The sequence below is a fragment of the Streptomyces asoensis genome (genome assembly GCF_013085465.1).
Taxonomy (GTDB): domain Bacteria; phylum Actinomycetota; class Actinomycetes; order Streptomycetales; family Streptomycetaceae; genus Streptomyces; species Streptomyces cacaoi_A.
Window position 1 is genome coordinate 6348766 of sequence record NZ_CP049838.1, and the last position, 22211, is coordinate 6370976.

The 22211-nt window shown below is 70.2% G+C and carries 24 protein-coding genes; 22 read left to right on the forward strand and 2 right to left on the reverse strand.

Going from position 1 to position 22211, the window contains the following annotated elements:
• Positions 1-98: 98 nt before the first annotated feature.
• A complete protein-coding gene (locus tag G9272_RS28535) occupies positions 99-971 on the forward strand; it encodes a hypothetical protein (protein ID WP_171399178.1) in 873 nt (290 codons plus the stop codon).
• 115 nt (positions 972-1086) lie between these two features.
• On the opposite strand, the gene G9272_RS28540 is transcribed toward G9272_RS28535, so the two are convergent.
• Entirely contained in the window at positions 1087-2283 is a 1197-nt protein-coding gene (locus G9272_RS28540; RefSeq protein ID WP_171399179.1) for an RNA-guided endonuclease InsQ/TnpB family protein, read from the reverse strand.
• 151 nt (positions 2284-2434) lie between these two features.
• Between G9272_RS28540 and cpaB the strand changes: the two genes are divergently transcribed.
• The 13 genes from cpaB to G9272_RS28605 all read left to right on the forward strand — a co-directional run bounded on the left by cpaB (position 2435) and on the right by G9272_RS28605 (position 12694).
• Positions 2435-3142, forward strand: a complete 708-nt coding sequence (gene cpaB, locus G9272_RS28545) for a Flp pilus assembly protein CpaB (RefSeq protein ID WP_171399180.1) — start codon at positions 2435-2437, stop codon at positions 3140-3142.
• 13 nt (positions 3143-3155) lie between these two features.
• A complete protein-coding gene (locus G9272_RS28550) occupies positions 3156-4412 on the forward strand; it encodes an AAA family ATPase (RefSeq protein WP_171399181.1) in 1257 nt (418 codons plus the stop codon).
• A 5-nt stretch (positions 4413-4417) separates the two neighbouring features.
• Positions 4418-4801, forward strand: coding sequence for a TadE/TadG family type IV pilus assembly protein (locus tag G9272_RS28555; RefSeq protein ID WP_171399182.1), 384 nt, complete (start codon positions 4418-4420; stop codon positions 4799-4801).
• Between the two features lies 1 nt (position 4802).
• Entirely contained in the window at positions 4803-5174 is a 372-nt protein-coding gene (locus G9272_RS28560; RefSeq protein ID WP_171399183.1) for a TadE/TadG family type IV pilus assembly protein, read from the forward strand.
• A gap of 16 nt (positions 5175-5190) precedes the next feature.
• Complete coding sequence (locus G9272_RS28565) at positions 5191-6528, forward strand: CpaF family protein (RefSeq protein WP_171399184.1); 1338 nt, start codon at positions 5191-5193, stop codon at positions 6526-6528.
• 5 nt (positions 6529-6533) lie between these two features.
• Positions 6534-7478: a type II secretion system F family protein gene (locus G9272_RS28570; RefSeq protein ID WP_171399185.1), complete on the forward strand. Its 945-nt coding sequence runs from the start codon at positions 6534-6536 to the stop codon at positions 7476-7478.
• A 19-nt stretch (positions 7479-7497) separates the two neighbouring features.
• The gene (locus tag G9272_RS28575) at positions 7498-8385 is read left to right on the forward strand and encodes a DUF5936 domain-containing protein (RefSeq protein ID WP_171399186.1); all 888 of its coding nucleotides are present in this window, start codon (positions 7498-7500) and stop codon (positions 8383-8385) included.
• Between the two features lie 18 nt (positions 8386-8403).
• On the forward strand, positions 8404-9663 hold the full coding sequence (locus G9272_RS28580; protein ID WP_253267969.1) for a sensor histidine kinase: 1260 nt from the start codon (positions 8404-8406) through the stop codon (positions 9661-9663).
• The gene (locus G9272_RS28585; protein WP_171399187.1) at positions 9663-10454 is read left to right on the forward strand and encodes a response regulator; all 792 of its coding nucleotides are present in this window, start codon (positions 9663-9665) and stop codon (positions 10452-10454) included. Before G9272_RS28580 ends, G9272_RS28585 begins: the two co-directional genes overlap by 1 nt.
• A 120-nt stretch (positions 10455-10574) precedes the next feature.
• Positions 10575-10811 carry a Flp family type IVb pilin gene (locus G9272_RS28590; protein WP_171399188.1) on the forward strand — a complete coding sequence of 79 codons (237 nt, stop codon included), beginning with the start codon at positions 10575-10577 and terminating at the stop codon, positions 10809-10811.
• A complete protein-coding gene (locus G9272_RS28595) occupies positions 10811-11452 on the forward strand; it encodes a pilus assembly protein TadG-related protein (RefSeq protein WP_171402219.1) in 642 nt (213 codons plus the stop codon). The genes G9272_RS28590 and G9272_RS28595 overlap by 1 nt, the downstream gene beginning before the upstream one ends.
• Positions 11453-11486: 34 nt before the next feature.
• Positions 11487-12068, forward strand: a complete 582-nt coding sequence (locus G9272_RS28600; RefSeq protein WP_171399189.1) for a hypothetical protein — start codon at positions 11487-11489, stop codon at positions 12066-12068.
• An 8-nt stretch (positions 12069-12076) separates the two neighbouring features.
• A complete protein-coding gene (locus G9272_RS28605; RefSeq protein ID WP_171399190.1) occupies positions 12077-12694 on the forward strand; it encodes an OmpA family protein in 618 nt (205 codons plus the stop codon).
• On the opposite strand, the gene G9272_RS28610 is transcribed toward G9272_RS28605, so the two are convergent.
• Positions 12669-13061: a DUF192 domain-containing protein gene (locus G9272_RS28610; protein WP_171399191.1), complete on the reverse strand. Its 393-nt coding sequence runs from the start codon at positions 13059-13061 to the stop codon at positions 12669-12671. The genes G9272_RS28605 and G9272_RS28610 overlap by 26 nt on opposite strands.
• A 90-nt stretch (positions 13062-13151) precedes the next feature.
• On the opposite strand from G9272_RS28610, the gene G9272_RS28615 reads away from it, so the two are divergent.
• From G9272_RS28615 to G9272_RS28650, 8 genes are all read left to right on the forward strand, one after another.
• Entirely contained in the window at positions 13152-13712 is a 561-nt protein-coding gene (locus tag G9272_RS28615) for a dihydrofolate reductase family protein (protein WP_171399192.1), read from the forward strand.
• A gap of 53 nt (positions 13713-13765) precedes the next feature.
• Complete coding sequence (locus G9272_RS28620) at positions 13766-14581, forward strand: class I SAM-dependent methyltransferase (protein ID WP_171399193.1); 816 nt, start codon at positions 13766-13768, stop codon at positions 14579-14581.
• A gap of 617 nt (positions 14582-15198) precedes the next feature.
• Positions 15199-15972 (forward strand): isoprenyl transferase, encoded by a 774-nt coding sequence (locus tag G9272_RS28625; protein ID WP_171399194.1) that lies wholly within the window; start codon positions 15199-15201, stop codon positions 15970-15972.
• Between the two features lie 336 nt (positions 15973-16308).
• Entirely contained in the window at positions 16309-17634 is a 1326-nt protein-coding gene (locus tag G9272_RS28630; RefSeq protein WP_028806556.1) for a PhoH family protein, read from the forward strand.
• Positions 17635-18055: 421 nt separating this feature from the next.
• Positions 18056-18730 carry a transglycosylase SLT domain-containing protein gene (locus G9272_RS28635; protein WP_171399195.1) on the forward strand — a complete coding sequence of 225 codons (675 nt, stop codon included), beginning with the start codon at positions 18056-18058 and terminating at the stop codon, positions 18728-18730.
• A gap of 58 nt (positions 18731-18788) precedes the next feature.
• On the forward strand, positions 18789-19502 hold the full coding sequence (locus G9272_RS28640) for a transglycosylase SLT domain-containing protein (RefSeq protein ID WP_171399196.1): 714 nt from the start codon (positions 18789-18791) through the stop codon (positions 19500-19502).
• A 142-nt stretch (positions 19503-19644) separates the two neighbouring features.
• Positions 19645-21039 carry an AI-2E family transporter gene (locus G9272_RS28645; RefSeq protein WP_171399197.1) on the forward strand — a complete coding sequence of 465 codons (1395 nt, stop codon included), beginning with the start codon at positions 19645-19647 and terminating at the stop codon, positions 21037-21039.
• 189 nt (positions 21040-21228) lie between these two features.
• The gene (locus G9272_RS28650; RefSeq protein WP_171399198.1) at positions 21229-22113 is read left to right on the forward strand and encodes a MarR family transcriptional regulator; all 885 of its coding nucleotides are present in this window, start codon (positions 21229-21231) and stop codon (positions 22111-22113) included.
• Positions 22114-22211: the final 98 nt, after the last annotated feature.

Below are 22211 nucleotides of genomic sequence, written 5' to 3' on the forward strand. Positions count from 1 at the left end.
AGGCGTGGATACAGTGCTGAGGTAGTCACGCAATGAAGTCACCCCGGTGCACCGGAGTAACGCCGGTGGGCCGGACCGCGGGAATCGGGGAGCTGCGCGTGCCAACAGCCATTGCCGTGACCGGAGCCGACCTGGCGCTGCCGCCCCAGGACGAGCGCACGCTGCCCGCCACCGTTCTCGCCGACCTCGACCAACAGCCGCTGGACCGTGCCCTCGCCGCCGTCCAGGCCCTCGTCGATCAGTACGGACACGTGATCGTCGTGTACTCGCGGTCCGTCCCCGCCGCCGTCGAGCAGCGACTGCACACCATCCGCTCCCTCCTGGAGAGCGACCGCATCGCGCTCTTCCGCCCCGACCTTCCGCCGCTCGCGGTGGCCGTCCTCGCCCGCCAGCTGCGTCAGCTGGCCTCCTGCGACCTCGGCCCCGGCGTGCTCGCCTCCGCGGGCCGGCTGCTCACCCACTACATCCACGCCGGCGCGCTGCTCGGCTCGGTCGCCCGTCTCGACCGGGTGCCCGTGGTCGGCCTGAAGTCGCATGCCAGGTCATGGGTTCCGGGTAGTCAGTTCGGTGTGCTCGCCCACCCGCAGCCGGAACTGGTCAAGGCCACCCCCGAAACGGTGCTGCCCGGACCGGAGTTCGGCACCTGGCTGCTCGTCGCCCGCGGGCAGCTCCAGTCCGACTGGGTCACCGAGGTCCTCGCCCCCGCCTGGAAGGTCCAGGGGCTGCGCGAGACGCACCTGCCCGCCGAGTCCGCCGACTGGTGGGGCACCGGCAAGGTGATCGAGTTCTGCGCCTACCTGCCCGACCTGTCGGTCCTCTACCAACTGGTCACGTCGGTGCGGCAGAACGTCTGCCACTGGTGCGGCATCGACGTCATCGGCGACCGCTGCGTCTTCTGCTCCGCGACCCCGCCGCCCCCATCCGACCTCACCGCCCGTCCCGCCGCCCGCGCGCTCACCGCGGGCGACTGAACCGCCTTGAGCACCCCGTCCCAGGCCCCTGTTCCGTCCGCTCGACCGACCCCCACAAAGCAAAGCGAGGTTGCACGGCTCTTGACTTCCTCCCCCTCCTGACAGAGGGGAATTCCTACGGCTCGCGCCGTGGGGTTTTCTGCTTCGTCGCCGACCGCCCCGTCCGGGAGGACTCCCGTTGAGGTCTTACACCGGCTCCACAGACAGATGCCGTCAGCCCGACGGCCAGAAGGTTCTTCGCCGCATTCACGTCCCGGTCATGGGTCGTGCCGCAGCCGTCGCACGTCCAGGCACGGACGTTGAGCGGCATCCTCTCGGCGAGGGCGCCGCAGTGCGAGCACAGCTTGGAGGAGGGGAAGAAGCGGTCGACCGCGATCACTTCCCGTCCGTACCAGGCGGCCTTGTACTCCAACATGCTCCGGAAGTCGGCCCATGCCGCGTCGCTGATGGCGCGGGCGAGGCTCCGGTTTCTGACCATTCCGCGGACGGTCAGGTCCTCGATCACGAGCGTTTGGTTCTCACGCACGAGCCGAGTGGTCAGTTTGTGCAGCATGTCGCGGCGGCGGTCGGCGATCCGCGCGTGGACGCGGGCGGCCTTGACACGGGCCTTGGCCCGGTTCGCGGAACCCGTGGCCTTGCGGGACACCTGCCGCTGGGCCCTCGCCAGGCGGGCCCGGTCGCGGCGCTCATGCCGTGGGTTGGCGACCTTCTCCCCGGTGGACAGGGTCACCAGGTGACTGAGGCCGACGTCGATGCCGATGGCCGTGCCGTTGGCGGGGAGCGGCTGGACGGCGGGGTCCTCTACGAGGAGGGACACGAACCAACGTCCGGCCGCATCGTGGGACACGGTCACCGTCGAGGGCTTCGCGCCCTCGGGCATGGGGCGCGACCAGCGGATGTCCAGTGGCTCGCTCATCTTCGCGAGAGTCAGCCGCCCGTCGCGGAAGCGGAACGCGCTGGTGGTGTACTCCGCGCTCCTGCGGGACTTCTTCCGGGACTTGAACCGCGGGTACTTCGCCCGCTTCGCGAAGAAGTTCGAGAAGGCGATCTGCAGATGCCGCAGGGCCTGCTGGAGCGGGACCGACGACACCTCGCCCAGGTAGGCCAGCTCCTCGGTCTTCTTCCATGCGGTCAGCAACGCCGACGTCTGGTTGTAGTTGACCCGCTCCTGTCGAGCCCAGGCCTCCGTGCGCGCCGCGAGCGCCATGTTGTAGACCTTCCGCACGCACCCGAACGTGCGCGACAGCTCAGCCGCCTGTGCATCGCTCGGGTAGAAGCGGTATTTGAACGCCCGCTTCACGTGAATGGCCATGCATCACAAATTACCACGCTAGTTTGTGAGGCACGGCTCGGATGGGTGAGCGCGCTTCCGCTCTGGCGGCCGACCGGCTCTCCCCGCCCCGCTCCGCAGGAGTCCATTTCCTCCCCGGCCTGAAAGCCGGGGTATCCACGGAGGAACCCCGATGAACTCCCGTCAGCGCCGCGGCGTGATTCTCCTGCTCCTGTCGGTCCTGTGCGCCCTCGGCGCGTTCGCCGGCGTCCTCTCCGTCATCGACGACGTGAAGTCCAAGGTCGGCCCCGAGGTCACGGCGTACGAGCTGCGCTCCGACGTGGCGCCCTACACCACCCTGAGCGCGGGCCAGTTCAAGAAGATCGAGATGCCGGAGCGCTGGCTCTCGGAGAACGCCGTCACCGACCTCGCCGCCATCCGCGGCAAGATCGCCGTGACGACGCTGAAGAAGGGCTCCCTGCTCCAGAGCGACATGATCGTCGACCAGCCGGCCCTCCAGCCGGGCCAGCAGGAGGTCGCCATCATGGTCGACGCGGCCACCGGCGTCGCCGGCAAGATCACCCCGGGGTCCTCCGTCAACGTCTACGCCACCTTCGAGGGCGCCCGGGAGAGCGACCCCGACCAATCGAAGATCATCGTCACCAACGCCCAAGTCCTCGACGTCGGCGAGATCAAGGCCCTCGAACCGGACCAGGACAACCGCAGCCAGTCGCCCACCGACGCGGTTCCCATCACCTTCGCGCTGTCCACGCTCGACGCCCAGCGCATCACCTACGCCGAGTCCTTCGCCAAGCGCGTCCGCCTCGCCCTCGTCGCACCCGGCGGCGACACCACGGTCCCCGACCAGGACCGCACCTACGAACTCGTCACGGACAAGTGAGAGGCCGCCGCCCATGCCCACGAGGATCCTCCCGGCCGTCGGCGACGCGGACGCGGTCCGTTCCCTCACCACCCTGCTCAGCCAGCTCCCGGACGCCGAACCGGTCGCCCCGGTCTCCGACTCCACCCAGCTCGTGGACACCCTCGCCCGGCTCGCCGCCGAGTCGGTCGACGAACTGCCCGAGGTCGTCGTCGTCCACGAACGCATCGGCCCCGTACCGGCGCTTGAGCTGGTCCGGGAGGTCGCCCTGCGCTTCCCGGCGGTCGGCGTCATTCTCGTCACCACCGACGTGGGACCCGGCCTCTTCGCCGCCGCCATGGACTCCGGCGCCCGCGGCCTGGTCACCCTCCCGCTGAGCTACGAGGACCTCGCCAACCGCGTGCAGGCCGTCGCCCAGTGGTCGGTCGGCGTACGGCGCCATCTCGGCCACGGCGCCGACGTGTTCACCGGTGTCGGCGGCACCGTCGTCACGGTCAGCGGCGCCAAGGGAGGCGTGGGCGCCACCCTCACGGCCGTGCAGCTCGCCCTCGCCGCCCAGGCGTCCGGCCGCTCCACCGCCCTCGTCGACCTCGACCTCCAGTCCGGTGACGTTGCCTCCTATCTGGACGTCCAGTTCCGCCGCTCGATCGTCGACCTGGCCGCCATCACCGACATCTCGCCCCGCATCCTCGCCGAGGCCGTCTTCCGGCACGACACCGGCGTGGCCCTCCTCCTCGCCCCCGCCGAGGGCGAACGCGGCGAGGAGGTCACCGACCGCGCCGCCCGCCAGATCCTCGGCGCCCTGCGCTCCCGCTACGAGGTCGTCGTCGTCGACTGCGGCGCCCAGCTGAGCGGCGCGGGCGCGGCCGCCGTCGAACTGGCCGAGCGGGCCCTGCTCGTCACCACCCCCGACGTCGTCGCCGTGCGCGGCGCCAAACGCACCGTCCGCATGTGGGACCGGCTCCAGATCCGCAAGGCCGAGGAGACGACCGTCGTCGTCAACCGCCACACCCGGAGTACGGAGATCCAGCCCCCGCTCATCCAGAAGATCACCGGCACGGCGATCGCCGCGACCACGGTCCCCGCCAACTTCAGGGAACTCCAGGCCGCGGTCGACGCCGGCCGGGTGCACGCCCTCGACGGCAAGGGCACCGTCCGGCAGGCCCTGTGGGCGCTCGCGGCGGAACTGGGACTGGTCAAGGCGCCGGAGACCGCCCTCGTGCGCAGGGCGGGCGGCCGGGCGCGCGGCGGGGACCGGGGCGCGGCCGGGTTCCGGCGGCGGAGGGAGTGAACGGCATGTGGGGACACAGGGCGCGCGACCGGGGCCAGGTCACCATCGAGTTCCTCGGCATGACACCGCTGATCATCGTGACCTTGGTGGTGGTGTGGCAGTTCGTCCTCGTGGGGTACACGTTCACGCTCGCGGGGAATGCTGCCGACGAGGCGGTGCGGGCGGGGACGGCGGCCCCTCCGGGGGAGCGGCTCGAGGCGTGCCGACAGGCGGGCCTGGACAAGCTCGGGGACGCGTGGAAGGGGAACGCCGTGGTCGATTGCGGCGGCAGCGGCTATGTGACGGCGGACGTGTCCCTCAAGGTCCCGGTCCTCTTCCCCGGCACCATCGACTTCCCGTTCACGGTGCACGGTCACGCGGGCGCCGTCGAGGAAGAGGACGGCGACTGAGATGGCGTACGGACGCCGCGCACACGCGGGAACCCGCTCCCGCGACCGGGGCCAAGTGGCCCTGGAGTACCTCGGGTTCCTGCCGCTCCTGCTGCTGGTCGCACTGGGTGCCGTTCAGCTCGGCCTGATCGCGTACGCGGCACAGCAGGCGGGTACGGCGGCCCGGACCGGGGCCCGCAGCGCGTCCCTCGACGAGGACTACGGCGCCGACTGCCAGCAGGCGGTGAGCAGTTGGCTGGACGTGAGCTGTAGCGCGGCCGGCCTGGGCGACGAGGTCCGGGTCACCTCCACCGTCACCATCCCGTCCGTCATTCCCGGCATCGGGGACTTCGGCCAGGCCCACAAGACGGCCACGATGCCGGTCGACCACTGAGGGAAGGGCATCCGACATGAGCCTGCGGGCACGCATCACCTCCCCCGAGGAGAACGGCGGCCGGGGCGAGGACGGCCACCTGGTGACCTCCTACCGCGCCAAGCTGCTGGAGGAGATCGACCTCGCCGAGATGAGCTCGCTGGCGGCGGCCGAGCGCCGGGCACGCCTCGAGCGGGTGCTGGGACACATCATCAGCCGCGAGGGCCCGGTCCTGTCGACGGTGGAACGCTCACAGCTGATCCGCCGGGTGGTCGACGAGGCACTGGGCCTGGGCATCCTGGAACCCCTCCTCGAAGACGCGTCGATCACCGAGATCATGGTGAACGGACCCGACGCGATCTTCGTCGAACGGGGCGGCAGGGTGGAACAACTCCCCATCCGCTTCGCGTCGAACGAGCAGCTGATGCAGACGATCGAACGCATCGTCTCCACCGTCAACCGTCGCGTCGACGAGACGAATCCGATGGTCGACGCGCGGCTGCCGTCGGGCGAGCGGGTAAACGTCATCATCCCCCCGCTGTCGCTGACCGGCCCGACCCTCACCATCCGCCGCTTCCCGCGGTCCTTCACCCTCCACGAACTGATCGGCTTCGGCTCGCTGGACGAGCAGATGCTGTACCTGCTGGCGGGCCTCGTGCAGGCCAAGTTCAACGTGATCGTCTCGGGCGCGACGGGCACCGGCAAGACGACGTTGCTGAACGCGCTCTCGGGCCTGATCCCGGACGGCGAACGCATCATCACCATCGAGGACTCGGCGGAACTCCAGCTCCAGCAGTCGCATGTGATCCGCCTGGAGTCCCGGCCCCCGAACGTCGAGGGCAACGGCCGCATCACCATCCGCGACCTGGTCCGCAACTCCCTGCGGATGCGCCCCGACCGGATCGTGGTCGGCGAGGTCCGGGGCGGCGAGTCGCTCGACATGCTCCAGGCGATGTCGACCGGCCACGACGGCTCCCTGGCCACGGTCCACGCCAACAGCGCGGAGGACGCCCTGATGCGCCTCCAGACCCTCGCGTCGATGTCGGACGTCGAGATCCCCTTCGTCGCGCTGCACGACCAGATCAACAGCGCGGTGGACGTCGTCGTCCAGCTCACCCGATTCGCCGACGGCGCCCGCCGCATCACCGAGATAGCCGTGCTCGACAGCCACGGCGGAGAGCCGTACCGGCTGGCGACGATCGCCCGCTTCAACGCCCGGCCGATGACCGCCGACGGTCGCGTCCACGGCGCCTTCGAGTACTTCCCCCTCCCACGCCGCACCGCGGACCGCCTGTACATGGCGAGCCAGCCGATCCCGCAGGCGTTCGGGGTGGCGCGCGCGGCACACGAACTGACGACAAGGGAAGCCCGGTAACGCTGATGGAGCTCGAGACCCTGATCACCCTCACCACCGGCGGAACCCTCCTGACCTGCGCCCTGGCCGTCGCGGGCCTGCACGCGTACGCGCGGGGCCGGGACCGGCGGGCGGAGCTGGTGGAACGCCTCTCCTACACCGGCCAACTCCCCGGCACCGGCCGCCGACGCCGTTTCCGCACCCTGGACCGACGACTGCGCCGTACGACGACGGGCCGCAGGCTGGAGCTGAAACTGGCGGCGACCGGCCTGGACGTGACCCCCGGCGAGTTCTTCGTCCACATGCTGGCGGCGGTGGCCGGCCTGTGGCTGATCGGCCAGGCCACCCTGGCCCCCTTCTTCGGCCCGATCGCCGGCCTCCTGGGCGTCTGGGCGGCCTGGCAGTTCCTCAACTGGCAACGCCAGAAACGCATCGAGAGGTTCATCAACCAACTCCCCGAACTGGCCCGCATCCTGGCCAACGCCACCCACGCGGGCCTGGCGCTGCGCACCGCGATCGGCATGGCGGCGGAGGAGCTGGAGGCCCCGGCGGGCGAGGAACTGGCCAAGGTGGCCAACCAGTTGGCGGTGGGCCACTCCATGGACGACGCGCTGGGCGAACTCGCCGACCGGCTCCCCTCCCGCGAACTGGTCGTCCTCGTCACCACCCTGGTCCTCTCCAACCGGGCCGGCGGCCAGGTCGTCGGCGCCCTGCGCAACCTCACGGAGACACTGGAGGAACGCAAGGAGACCCGGCGCGAGGTCCGGACCCAGCTGTCGCAGGTGAACATGACGTCCTACGCGGTGCCCGCGCTGGGGGTCGGGGCGTTGTTCCTCATGAACAGCGTCGAGGACGGGACGCTGGACCGCATGACGGGCTCGGCCGTCGGCCAGGCCTGCGTGATCATCGCGTTCGGCCTCTACGCGGTCGGCTTCGTCCTCATCCGCCGCATGTCCCGAATCGACGTCTGAGCAGGAGGTGGCACAGGGGATGGAACTTCTGCTCGCACTCGCCATGGGCCTCAGCGTCTGGGGCATGTTCGCCGGCATCCGCATGTACCGGGCCGACGTGAAGCTGCCCAGCGACCTCGCGCTGGCCCTGGAGATCGGCTCGACCCGCACCGGCGCCGTCGGCTCGCTCGTCGACCGCATGGGCATGCGGTACGCCCCCGCCGTCCTGCGCCTGATGGGCCCCAAGCAGGTCACCAGGTACCGGCGCAGGATAGACCTCGCGGGCAACCCGGGCGGCCTGACGATCGACCGCTACGCGGCCCGGCGCGCGGTCTACGGCGGGATCGGCGCCCTCGGCGCGTTCGCCGCGCTGCTCCAGGGCAGCTTCTTCGTCGCGCTGCTCATGCTGGCCTTCGGCGTGTTCTGGTCCGAGGTCGGCATCTGGTCCGCGATCCGGGTCCGCAAGGACGCCATCGAACGGACCCTGCCGGACTTCCTCGACGTCCTCGCCGTGGTGGTGAGCGCGGGTCTCGGCTTCCGGCAGGCCCTCGACCGGGTGGCGTCCAGGTACGAGGGCCCCTGGGCGGACGAGATCCGCATCACGCTGCGCCAGATGGACCTCGGCGTGAGCCGCCGCGAGGCCTTCCAGGAGCTGCGCCGCCGCAACGACTCCGAGCAGGTCGCCATGTTCGTCACGGCGCTCCAGCAGGGCGAGGAGCTCGGCGCGCCGATCGTCGACACGCTCGTCTCGATCGCCAAGGACATGCGCCGGACGGACGCGCAGAACGCCCGCCGCAAGGCGGCCCGCGCGGTCCCCAAGGCCACCTTGATGATCACCACGTTCATGGTCCCGGCGACGATGCTCCTCCTCGGCGCGGGGATGCTGCTCGGCTCCGGTACGGACTTCAGCTCGATCACGGGCGAGTAGGCGGACGGGATGACGGCCATGACGACGACCGAGGTGTCGATACAGGAGGACGTCCCTCTCCAGGTCAACGCGCTCCAGGCGATGTGCCGACAGGTGTTCGGGTTCCGGCTGGCCATGATCGCGGTCGCCGCCCCGGCGGCCCTCCTCAACGCCGCCCCGGGCCTGGGCACCCGCCTGGTGGGCGCGGCCGTGGTCGTCACCTTCATGGGGTCCTACGTCCTCTTCCGCGACTGGGAGCGCTTCGGCCCCCTCCTCCTGCGCCACCCCTCCCTGCTGGCCGTGGACACCCTGTTCGGCACCCTGCTGCTGATCTCGGCGGGGCCGGACACCACGCTCGCCTACGTCAGCGTCTGCACCCCGCTGCTGGCCGGCATCGTCTACGGCTGGCGGGGCGCCGCCTGTTTCGCGTCCCTCCAGTCGCTGATCCTGCTGCTGGTCCACGCGACCCTCGTGCGGGAGGCCGGCGTGAGCCTCGCCGAGAGACTGCTGCTGCCGGGCCTCTGCGTCATCACCGGTGCGATGGGCTCGTCGCTGCGCCATCTGATGCTCCGCTTCGGCGCGGCCACCCTGGCCCTGACCGCCGTGAAGGCCCGGCTGGCCGGCACCGAGGCGGTCGCCGCCGAACGCGCCCGACTGGCCCGCGAGATGCACGACTCCGTGGCCAAGACGCTGCACGGGGTGGCTCTCGCCGCGGACGCCCTGGCCCGTTCGGCGGGCTCGCCGGGCATGGACCCGGTCATCGTGCGGCAACACGCCGAACTGGTCGCCCGCGCCGCGCGCCGCGCCGCCGCCGAGTCCCGCGAGCTCCTCACCGACCTCCGCCGGCAGTCGGACCCGGCGCAGGACGTCGACATCCTGCCCGAACTGGCCGCCCACGCGGATGTGTTCGGGGACCGGACGGGTCTGCCGGTCAGCTACCACACCTCCGGCGACCGTGCGACGCTCCCTGTCCCCTCCGCGGTGGCCCGACAGCTCCTGACGATCACCTCGGAGGCCATGGAGAACGCCCACCGCCACGCGGCCCCGACCCATGTGGAGGTGCGAGCGGCCGTGAACGGCGAGCTCCTCACCCTGAGCGTCCGCGACGACGGCCGTGGCATCCCGCCCGGCGCCACCCTCGAACAGCTGCGCCGCACCGGCCACTTCGGCCTGGTCGGCATGACCGAGCGGGCCGCCTCCGTCGGCGCCCGCATCCGCATCGGCCACGGCCTCGACTCCCGGGGCACCGAGGTGCGCCTGGAACTCCCGCTGGCCGCGCTCACAGAGGAGGTCGTCTGATGCCGGACCGACCGCCCCACCACCCCGGCGCCGAGCAGCCGCTCTTCCCGCCACCACCCAGGCCCTGCCCCGTGCGCGTGGTCGTGGCCGACGACAACCCGGTGGTCCGAGCGGGCCTGACCGCCCTGCTCTCCGGCCGGGAGGACATCACGGTCGTCGCACAGGCGGCGGACGGCCGCGAGGCCTACGAGGCGGCCTGTCTGCACCGCCCCGACGTCGTCCTCCTGGACGTCCGCATGCCCGGCGTGGACGGACTCTCCGCCCTTCCGCACCTGGCGCGGATCGCCCGGGTCGTGATGCTGACGTACAGCCACGAGGCCGAGATCGTCCAGGAGGCCCTGCGCGGTGGGGCCGGGGGCTATCTCGTCCACGGGGAGTTCACCGTGGAGGAGTTGGTGTCGGCGGTGCGGGACGTCACCCGGGGCCGTGCCCACTTCACCCCGACGGCGGCGACAGCGGTGCTGGCACATCTGCGAAGCGATGCGACTGCACACGTAAAAGCGGACCCATCTCCCCTATTTTCCACGACTTCCACGGAAGCGCTTTCGCAGTTGCAACCAATCGTGAGACAGTCGTCCTCGGTGTTCAGGGCGGGGTTCCAACTCAGCGCGAGGGAGGCGGAGATCATGGACCTCATCGCGTCGGGCATGAACAACCAGCAGATCGCCGCCACCTGCTTCATCAGCGAGAAGACGGTCAAGAACCACATCAACCGCATCTTCGCCAAGCTGCACAGCAGCAGCCGCTCCGAGGCCGCGGCCAAGTGGCTGGGCACGGCGGTGACCTCATGAGACTCCGCCGGACACTGTGCCGGACCTCCGACTGGGCCCGGGATTGGGCCCAGGGACCCTTCTCCGAGGTGGACACACGGTCATACGTTGCCGGTCACGCCACCGATGGAGAGGAACGCCATGAGCGACCTGCTGCTGAAGACCGCCGTCGCGGCCAAGGTCCGGGTGAGCGGCTGGACGAACACGACGGTGCGGGCCGTACGCCGCCGCGCCGACAACGACAGGGGACAGACCGCCGTCGAGTACCTGGGCATCATCGCGGTGGTGGTGGCGATCGTGGTCCTGATCGCCAACACGAACCTGGGCCAGACGATCGTCGACAAGCTGAGGACACAGATCGAAAGGGTGGCCCCCTGATCCGACCTCGCGGGTACGGCGACGCAGGGCAGGTCTTCCCCATCTACATCGTGGTGGTGGCGGGCCTGCTCTTTCTGGCGTTCGCGTACTTCGCGGTCGGCCAGGCGGCGGTGAACCGCAACGGCGCGCAGACGGCCGCCGACGCGGCGGCGCTGGCGGCGGCTCAGGAGACGAGGGACCAGCTCGCGGACAAGTGGGTCGGCGCCGTCCTCGATCCCACGCAGTGGCAGAACATCTTCGAGGGGGACGTGGAATTGGCTCCCGCATGCTGGCGCGCCTATGAGCTTGCGGCGCAGAACGACGCCAGTGTGGACGCCTGTCAGGACGGCCTCCGGACCACAGTCGAGGTTCGGGCGAACAAGTCGGCGGGTGACTCCGTAATTCCCGTTACGAGCACCACGAGGGCACACGCCTTCGCCACCGCCGTGATCGACTCCTTGTGCACGTTCGAGCCACCGGTTCAGCCGTCGGGCGAGCCCTCCGGTGAGCCGTCGGGTGAGCCGCCGGGCGAGGATGCCGAGAACGACGTACTGCCGACACTCACCTGCAAGGACGGGGAGGAGTGGGAACTGGACCCGGACGATCTCACCGATCTGCCCGGACCCGAGGACCTCTTCGAAGTCCACCTGGCCACCGACTGACGTGCGATCGACGAGTGCAGAAAGAAGCGGAGTGATGAGCATGCGGTTCACTGCGAAAGCCCGCAGGGGGATGGTCGCGCTCACGGTCGTGACCGGGCTGGCAGTCGGCTCGGCCGCCTGCGGCAGCGGAGGCGACGACGACAAGAAGCCGCAGAGTTCGTCGTCCGCCTCGCGAACCGGTGGATCGCAGCCGAACCCGCAGGAGGGGCAGTCGGAGGAACCGATCGCCGAGCTGAAGGGCCCGAGCGGGCTCCTGCTCCAGATCACCTCGGCCGTGCGCGACTCCGGCGGCTTCGTCACCGTGAACGGAGCTCTGAAGAACGACAGCGGGACGAAAGTTGTGATCCCGTCCGCGTTGAGTGGCAACGAGACCGAAATCATCAACAATGGTCTCTCGCTGGGTGGCGCGACCCTCGTCGACTCCAAGAGCAAGAAGCGGTACTACGTCCTGCGCGACACCGAAGGCCGTCCCCTCACCACCACAGGCTTTTCGGCACTCAAGGCCGGGGAGTCCATCGACGTCTTTCTCCAGTTCCCCGCGCCCCCCGCGAGCTCGACGGACGTCTCCTTCCAACTCCCGCTGTTCCCCAGCGGGGTCATCAAGATCTCCGGGTGAGGCCGAACATGACCCCACGTCTCACTCTGGCGGTGGCCGCGGCCACCCTCGTGATGGTCGCCATGGCCCCTGCCGCCGAAGCCGACACCACCCCCAGCGTTCCCCCCGGCACCGAGCCCACCGCCACCGCGCCCGTGGAGGTCGACCCCAACGACCCCGACCTCAAGCTCCCCGAGGGCGGCACCCTCGCCGAGCCCAAGGTGCTCGACATCAAGCAGGTCGTCGAGGACGAGGCGGGTGAGGAACGCCGGGAGGACACCAACGCGGACGTGACGTTCGCGCTCCAGGCCGAGGTCCTCTTCGGCAAGGACAGCGCGAAGCTCGGCGCGGAGGCGAAGTCCCGTATCGCCACGATCGCCGCGGAGATCAAGAAGCAGAACAACACCACCGTGGTCCGGGTCTTCGGGTTCACGGACAACCTGGGCTCCTCCGCTCACGGCGACGTCCTGTCGAAGCAGCGGGCGGACGCCGTCCAGGCGGAACTCGCGGGCGACCTGAACGACCCGGACATCACCTTCGAGGTCCGCGGCTACGGCGAGCAGTACCCCATCTCCGACAACTCCACCGAGGCCGGCCGCAAGAAGAACCGCCGGGTGGAGGTCACGTTCCCGCGGACGGCGAGCTGATCCGCACCTTCACCCGCACCCCCACCCGCAACCCCCACGCCTCCATCGCCCCGGCCGCCGCCTCCAGCACATGCCGGGACCGCAGCCGGGGCAGGCCCAGCCGCCCCGGCCGCATGGTGCGTACGGCGATGACGCGGAGCCGCCGGTCGAGATACGCGACGTCGATCGGCATGCGCATACGGAAGGTGTGCACGCTGCCGGCGGGCGACAGCAGCAGCGCCCCGTCCACCGAGTCCCGCCCGAGCAACCCCCGGGTACGGGCCCGGTAGGAGGCGGCGATCTCCAGGGGCACCCGAAGACCGCCCCCGCCCCCGTCGTCCTCGTCGCCCACCACGAGTTCTCCCCACCCGTCCCGCCAGCGCGCCATCCCCGTCTCCCTTCGGTCGTGTCGCTACTCTCTGGTCCCTCCGGAGCCTTCGCACCGTAGCGAGCCGGGACACGAAGAGGGGACCGTCGTATGCGGAAGATCGTCCTGATGATGTCGATGTCCCTCGACGGGTACATCGAGGGCCCGGACCGTGACATCTCCTGGCACCAGGTCGACGAGGAACTGCACCAGCACTTCAACGACAAGGTCCGAGAGCTGGGCGGCCTGCTCAGCGGCCGGACCACCCACGAGCTCATGGCCGCCTACTGGCCGACCGCGGACGCCGACCCGGACATCCCCGCCACGATGGCCGAGTTCGCCGCCATCTGGCGCGAGATCCCGAAGATCGTGTACTCGCGGACGCTGGAACACGCCGACTGGAACACCACGATCGTCCGGGACGTCGTCCCCGAGGAGGTCGCGCTGCTCAAGGAGCAGCCGGGCGGCGACCTGGGGCTCAGCGGCGCCGACCTCGTCGCCGAGTTCCTGCGCCACGGCCTCGTCGACGAGTTCCGTGTCTACGTCCACCCGGTCCTCGTCGGCCGGGGCAAACCCCTGTTCCCGCACACCGACGCGAGCATCCCGACCACACTCCGCCTGACCGAGACCCACGCCTTCGGCAACGGGGTCGTGCTGCTGCGCTACGCGTGACGGACCGCCGTAAATCGGCGGCACCCCCGCGACCCCTCTGCCACCATCCCCGTATGGATGACAAGGACCGGGCCACCGGTGACGCCGGCGACCACGCGGACTCCGCCTTCGAGGCCCTCCTCGCGGAAGGGGCCGCAGTCCCCACCGAGGGGTGGGACTTCTCCTGGTTCGAGGGACGGGCCACCGAGGAGCGGCCCTCCTGGGGGTACGCGATGTCGCTGGCCGGACGGCTGGCGGGCGCGAGCGCCGCGCTCGACGTGCAGACCGGGGGAGGGGAGGTCCTGGACTTCGCGCTCGGCCGGGCAGCCCCCAAGGCCCCCGTGCTCACCGTCGCGACCGAGGGCTGGCCGGCGAACGTCGCCAAGGCCACCGCCCTGCTGAGCCCGCGTGGCATCGCGGTCGTCGCGTCCCCGGAGGACGCCCCGCTGCCCTTCGCGGACGCCGCCTTCGACCTGGTCGTCAGCAGGCATCCGGTGCGGCCCCTGTGGGACGAGATCGCCCGCGTGCTCCGGCCCGGCGGTACCTACTTCGCCCAGCACGTCGGCCCGCGCAGCGTCTTCGAGCTCGTCGAGTACTTCCTCGGGCCGCAGCCGGAGGGGGTGAGCAGCGCCCGGCATCCCGAGCGCGAGCGCGCGGGGGCGGAGGCGGCGGGGCTGGAGGTCGTCGGCCTGCGGACGGAGCGGCTGCGTGTCGAGTTCCACGACATCGCCGCCGTGGTCCACTTCCTGCGCAAGGTGGTGTGGATGGTCCCGGGCTTCACGGTGGAGGCCTACCGGCCCCAACTCCGCGCCCTGCACGAGCAGATCGAGGCCGACGGCCCGTTCGTCGCGCACAGCACCCGCCACCTCTTCGAGGCCCGTCGGCCGTAGTGCGGGATTGGCCAGGAACCGCCCTCCGCCGCCCCGCGTTCCGGCTCCCGCCTCCACAGAGTTTCCACATCGTTATCGCGGTCGGTTCATATCCCCTGTCGACCTCGCGTAAGTTCTCATTCAGGCAATTCGCGTGCGCAAAGCTGCGTGGACGTCACCGCGCAGTGGAGGGGGCTGCGCGGTGACGCCCGCGTCAAGCGGACGTTCACGGCCGGGGTAGCCCGTCGGGGGGACGGGCGGACAAGTGGCCAACGGAGCCTCAAGCCGCTCCAAAACCTCAGCTTCCCTCGGCAATCGTGCCCATTCTCCTGGGAATCCGTTGCGTTCCGGCCATGAACCACCCATGAATGACGCCTTCCGCGACCACCGGCGCGTCGCCGGACGACTCCGGAGAGTAGTTGTGGCGCGCCGATGCACGCAGCATCACTTACGAAGGGTTATGGTGGAAACCCCCCCTCGGGCCGGTCCGTCTCCCCCCCACGGACCGGCCCGTTTTTTTGCCCCGGCACAGTCGCTTGTGCAGGGGCCGCGCCTCCCACCCCCGTCAGCGGCCCAGGCCCCACAGGGGTAGGCTGCGCCCCGCGGGGACCGCACCGTACGGAGGGGCTGACAATCACGTGAACCTGCGCGACAAGCTGCGCGGCCTTCTGGTCAGGCTGTACGCACGCCGGGTGGAAGGTCACCTGGACCACGCTCAGGTGCCGAAGCACATCGGCGTCATCATGGACGGCAACCGACGCTGGGCGAAGGCCGCGGGTTCCACCACCGAGCACGGCCACCGCGCCGGTGCGGAGAAGATCGAGGAGTTCCTCGGCTGGTGCACCGAGACGGACGTCGAGGTCGTCACCCTCTGGCTGCTGTCGACGGACAACCTCGACCGCCCCGACGACGAACTCGTCCCGCTCCTAGGCATCATCGAGGACGTCGTCCGCACCCTCGCCGCCGACGGCCGCTGGCGCGTCCACCACGTCGGCACCCCCGACATCCTCCCCTCCCATGTGCAGACCGCCCTGAAGGTCGCCGAGGAGTCCACCTCCCACGTCGACGGGATACTGGTCAACGTCGCCATCGGCTACGGCGGCCGCCAGGAGATCGCCGACGCCGTGCGCTCGATGATCGTGGACGCGGCGGACCGGGGCACCTCGATGGAGGACCTCGCCGACTCCGTCAGCGTCGACCTGATCGGGCGCCACCTCTACACCGGGGCCCAGCCCGACCCCGATCTGGTGATCCGTACCAGCGGCGAGCAGCGGTTGTCCGGATTCATGCTGTGGCAGACGGCCCATGCGGAGTACTACTTCTGCGAGGTCTTCTGGCCGGCCTTCCGCAAGGTCGACTTCCTGCGGGCCTTGCGCGACTACGCGGCCCGTCACCGCCGTTACGGCGGCTGACGCACAAGGCGGCGGACGCCTTCGAGGGCGTCCCATGTACCCCGTTCGGGGCGGAAGTAACGAGGAGTTCACCGGCGCGCCGTCATATGCCGTGGCATGGCGGCGCATGTTCGAGGGCATAAGCCAAGCAGGTCGATGCCCGAACCACGGGTGTCGGATCTCAGCGGGCGGCACGGGGCCGTCCGCCCGGGAGGCCCTTTTGCACCAGCCCGACCGTGCGGTCACGGCACGGAAGAAGCAGCGGGGGGCCGGTTCTCGGCCCGTGCGAAGCGGCCGACGACCGGTCCAGCTCCACTCCGTCGCTCCCCGACCTCATCCGAGGGGGTACGTCCTTCCGTGGTGACCAGCACAAAGCGCCGTATGCCAGACCGGCGCACCTATGTTCTCGACACCAGCGTCCTGCTGGCCGACCCGAACGCCCTGACCCGCTTCGACGAGCACGAGGTAGTGCTCCCCATCGTCGTGGTCACGGAGCTGGAGGCCAAGCGGCACCATCCGGAACTCGGCTACTTCGCCCGGCAGGCGCTGCGCCTGCTGGACGACTACCGGGTGAAGTTCGGTCGCCTCGACGCCCCCATTCCGATCGGGGAACTCGGCGGCACCGTCCGTGTCGAGCTCAACCACTCGGACCCCAGCGTGCTGCCTTCCGGCTACCGCCTGGGTGACAACGACTCTCGCATCCTCGCGGTCGCCCGCAATCTCCAGGCCGAGGGTTTCGACGTCACGGTCGTGTCGAAGGACCTCCCGCTCAGGATCAAGGCGTCGTCGGTCGGCCTCCTCGCGGAGGAGTACCGCGCCGAGCTCGCCATCACGGGCTCCTCCGGCTGGACCGGAATGTCCGAACTGACCCTGTCCGGCGAGCAGGTGGACATCCTCTTCGAGGAGGGGCACATCCATGTGCCCGAGGTCGCCGACCTTCCCGTGCACACCGGTCTGACCATCCAGTCGGAGCGGGGCAAGGCCCTGGGCCGGGTCACCGCCGACGGCAACGTCCGCCTCGTGCGCGGCGACCGGGAGGCCTTCGGCATCAAGGGCCGCAGCGCCGAGCAGCGCATCGCGCTCGATCTGCTGCTCGACCCGGACGTCGGGATCCTGTCGATGGGCGGCCGGGCCGGCACCGGCAAGTCCGCGCTCGCGCTCTGCGCGGGTCTGGAGGCGGTCCTGGAGCGCCGCCAGCACCAGAAGGTGATGGTCTTCCGGCCGCTGTACGCGGTGGGCGGACAGGAGCTGGGCTATCTGCCCGGTTCCGAGGCCGACAAGATGGGCCCCTGGGCGCAGGCGGTCTTCGACACGCTGTCCGCGGTCACCAGCCGCGAGGTCATCGAGGAGGTCACCGCGCGAGGGATGCTGGAGGTCCTGCCCCTGACCCACATCCGGGGCCGTTCCCTCCACGACGCCTTCGTGATCGTCGACGAGGCGCAGTCACTCGAACGGAATGTGCTTCTCACCGTTCTGTCCCGAATCGGCGCGAATTCCCGGGTGGTTCTGACCCATGATGTGGCGCAAAGGGACAATCTGCGGGTCGGGCGTTATGACGGCGTGGTCGCCGTCGTCGAGAAGCTGAAGGGTCATCCGCTCTTCGCGCACGTCACGCTGAATCGGTCCGAGAGGTCCCAGATCGCAGCACTTGTGACCGAAATGCTGGAGGATGGGCAGATCTGAATGACCCGCCCCAATTGACTGGGGACAAGCGGTGGTTGGCGCCGTCCGACAAAGGCTGTGAGCCTAGTCGGGCGGCGTCGGCGTATGTGGGGGTTTCGCGAAATCCCGAGGGTCACCACAGGTGTGAGCTTTCACACGCAACTCGGAATTGCCTTGCGCAGTCTGGTTACGGCAAAGTCTCAGTCCTGTCAGGCCCCGCATGCGACACACCTGTGCCCCCAGCAGTACGGCACCGCTTGAGCATCACCTTCAACTCCATACCGACCGTCGTATGCCGCCCGTGCACCATGTGGCGCTTCCTCATCGGGAGTTGCCCACCGGGCCCGTGTCTCCTGTGACCCCGCAGTTCGGAGACCAGCGTCAAGGGCACGATTGCGTCCGCCAGGGTCACCGAAGCGGGCGATGCTGGAAGGAAAACCGTGTGAGCCGGATCTCGGTCCGGGGATTCGCAGTGGCCTCGGCCACGGCGGTCACCGCTGTCGGAAGCGTCGTCGGCGTTGCCTCGGGCAGCGTCGCGCAGCCCAACGACGCAGAAGCGACGGCCAGCGACGCGACGCTCCTCGCCGACATACCTGTGGGCCAGCAGGCCCAGGTGCAGACGGCATCCCTCACGCAGCAGGCCAACGTACAGGCCATCGCCGCGGACGAGGGTGCGAAGAAGGACGCCGAGGAGTCGGCCCGCAAGGCCGCCGCCAAGTCGGCGATCGCGAAGAAGGAGGCCGCCGAGAAGGCGGCCAAGGACCGCGCGGAGGCCAAGGCCAAGGCCAGCCGCAGCTCGGGCGACTTCCCGATCCAGAGCTCCTACTCCATCGCGCAGATCCAGGCGATGGCGGCCCAGATGGTGCCCAGCGGCCAGTTCCAGTGCTTCAGCAACATCGTGGACCACGAGTCCAGCTGGAACTACCACGCCGTGAACGCCTCCTCCGGCGCCTACGGACTCTTCCAGGCCCTGCCCGCCGGCAAGTACGCGTCCGCCGGCTCCGACTGGCAGACCAACCCGGCCACCCAGATCAAGTGGGGCCTCAACTACATGGACAGCCGGTACGGCAGCCCGTGTGAGGCGTGGTCGTTCTGGCAGGCCAACCACTGGTACTGAGCCCACGCGGCCCTGGTCGTGCAGTTCTCCACCCGACGGCACAACAGAAGGAAACCGCATGAGCCGGATATCGGCCCGGGGATTCGCCGTGGCCTCGGCCACCGCGGTCACCACTGTCGGCGCTGTCATGGGAGTCGCCCAGGGCAGCGTGGCCCAGCCCAACGACGACGCCGAGGCGACGGCGGGCGAATCGACCCTCCTCTCGGACTTACCCGTAGGGCAGCAGGCCCAGGTACAGACGGCCTCGCTGACGCAGCAGGCCGGCGTCCAGGCCATCGCCGCGGACACCACCGCCAAGAAGGCCGCGGAGGAATCCGCCCGTAAGCAGGCGGCCAAGGACGCGGTGTCCAAGCAGAAGGCCGCCGTGGCCAAGGCGAAGGCCGTCCAGGACGCCAAGGACAAGGCGGCCGCGGAGACCAAGGCCACCACCGAGGTCGCCTCGACCTCGTCGGCCGGCAGCTTCCCGCAGCAGGCGTCGTACACCGTCGCCGAGGTCCAGGCCATCGCCCGCCAGATGGTGCCCAGCGGCCAGTTCCAGTGCTTCAGCAACATCGTGGACCACGAGTCCACCTGGAACTACCAGGCGGTCAACCCCTCGTCGGGCGCCTACGGTCTCGTCCAGGCCTATCCCGGCTCGAAGATGTCGTCCGCCGGCGCCGACTGGCGGACCAACCCGGCCACCCAGATCAAATGGGGCCTGAACTACATGAACGACCGCTACGGCAGTCCCTGCGACGCCTGGAACTACTGGCTGGCCAACGGCTCGTACTGAGCCGGATCCGCCGTCGGCCGCTCAACCCCGCGCAGCCCCTCCCCGTCCTAGGGGGAGGGGCTTTCGCCCTGTACGGTCGGTACGGCCGGGAGCGACGACTCCAGGGGGAGTGGTGGGGGAAGACGGGGGAAGAGGACGGATCATGTCGCGAGTTCCAGGGTGGCTCGGCCGGCTCGGTGCCGGACTGAGCGAGATGGGTGAGCGGCTCGACGAACGGCGTGCCGAGGTCGAGCGGGAGAGGCGGGAGGGCGCCGCCGAGCCGGAGCCGACGCCGTCCGACACCGCCGTGCCGTCCGCCGAGGCCTACCCGGAGGAGCTCGTGCCCTCCGCCCCGCGTCCCGACCCCGCCCAGGCCGTGCCGTGGGGGGTCCGGGTCGCCGCCGAGGCGGGCTGGCGGCTGCTGGTACTCGCCGGGACCGTCTGGGTGCTGATGAAGGCCATCAGCGCGATCCAACTGGTCGTCATGTCCTTCGTGGTCGCGCTGCTCCTGACCGCGCTCCTCCAGCCCACCGTGGCCCGGCTGAAGCGGGCCGGAGTGCCCGGCGGAGCGGCCACCGCGCTGACGGCGATCCTCGGGTTCGTCGTCATCGGGCTGATGGGCTGGTTCGTGACCTGGCAGGTCATGGCGAACATCGACAACCTCTCCGACCAGGTCCAGGACGGTATCGACGACCTGCGCCGCTGGCTGCTCAACAGTCCCTTCCACGTCACCGACAAGCAGATCAACGGCATCGCCAAGAACCTGCGGGACGCCATCGGCGACAACACGGACTCGATCACCTCGGCGGGCCTGGAGGGTGTCACCGTCGTCGTGGAGGCGCTGACCGGCATCCTCCTGGCGTTCTTCTCGACACTCTTCCTGCTGTACGACGGCAAGCGCATCTGGGAGTGGACGCTCAAGCTGGTCCCGGCCGCGGCCCGGCCGGGCGTGGCGGGCGCGGGCCCGCGGGCCTGGGCGACGCTCACGGCGTATGTGCGCGGCACGGTGATAGTCGCGTTGATCGACGCGATCTTCATCGGACTCGGCATCTACTTCCTCGATGTGCCGATGGCCGTCCCGCTCGCCGTCTTCATCTTCCTGTTCTCCTTCATCCCGCTCGTCGGTGCGGTCGCCTCCGGCGCGCTGGCGGTCGTGGTCGCGCTGGTCACGCAGGGCGTGTTCACCGCGGTGATGACCCTGGCGGTCGTGCTGGCCGTGCAGCAGATCGAGGGCCACATCCTCCAGCCGTTCATCCTCGGCCGCGCGGTACGCGTCCACCCGCTGGCGGTGGTCCTGTCGGTCGCCGCGGGCGGCATGGTGGCGGGCATCGGCGGCGCGATCGTGGCGGTGCCCCTGGTGGCCGTGACCAACACGGTGGTGGGCTACCTGCACACCTACTCCCGCGAACAGGCCCTGCGGCACGCGCCGCGGCCGAGGGGCGCGACAGCGGTGGGCGTGGCACCGGTGGCGGCCCCGACGGCTTCTCCGACGCCTCCCCCGGCGGCTCCTCCGGCGGGCTCCGCGGCGCCCGAGACGCCCGCGGACAAGGCTCCCTGAGGGAACGACCGAGGTCTTTCAATCGGTCAAATGGGCGCCGAACAAAGCGAATTGAGTCCATCGGCGGAGCAACTTCCGTCAGCTGAGGGCAGGTCGGAAATCCCTCGCTGGAATATGCGCACGGACTGATACACATTCCCTCCTCAGCGCTACGCGTCAGGCGTATGTGCGAGAGGTCCAAGGGGAGTGATGTCGGGCTACGAGCTGCTGGCACGCGACCTTGCCGCGTGCGGCCGGGAGGGCTTCACCGGGGAACTGCGCGTCCTCGGCTCGCCCGGCGGCACCTTCCATCTGCACGGCGGGCTGGTCGTCGCCGTCGAGTCACCGGGCGCGCCCGCGCCCGAGGCGCTGCTGCTGCGCTCCGGGCGGATCGGCGGCGAGGAGTGGGCAGGACTGGTGCGTGAGTCGGGCGGCGCGCGCTGGCCGGCCGCCGGGCTGATCGCCCACGGCTACGCGGGGGCCGCCCAGCTCCGGGTGGTCTGCGCGATGGCCCTCCAGGACGCCGTGTTCGCGGTCGTCGCGGGCAGCGTCGAGGGCTGCGAACGCGGTCCGGCGACCGGGCCGCCGCCCGCCCCGGTCGCCGTGGGCGAACCGCCCACCCGGCTGCTCCAGGTGGCGTCCCGCAAGCTCGGCGCGCTCCTGGAGCAGCCGTACCCCGTGCGCCCGGACCGGGAGCGGCCCGTGCCCGCCTCCCTGTCCTACGCGGCGGGCCGGCTCGGTGTGCTCCAGCGCGAGCTGCTCGCCCACGCCGACGGCCGGTGCACCGCCCGGGACCTCGCCTTCCGTACCGGGCGCGGGGTCTACACGGTCACCGTCGAGGTGGCCCGGATGCTGGGGGAGGGGCTCCTGGAGTGCGTGGACGCGCCCCGGCCGATCCCGGTCCGGCTGCCGCCCGACGGGCACGGCATACGCCCCCGCGAACCGGCCCCGCCCCGGCAGCCGCCGGTGCCGGAAGCGACGACCCTGCCGCGCCGTCGTCCCGGCGCCAGCGGCATCAACGAAGCCCTCACGACGGAACGGAACGGCACCGGCTGGAAGGAGTTCTTCCGCCTGCGGAACCCCACGGCGAGATAACAGCCCCACGCAGGGAACAAGCAGAAACCCCACGCAGAAACCCCACGCAGAAACTCCGGCAGAAAACAGCAGCAGAAAAATGCACGTAAACCCCCACA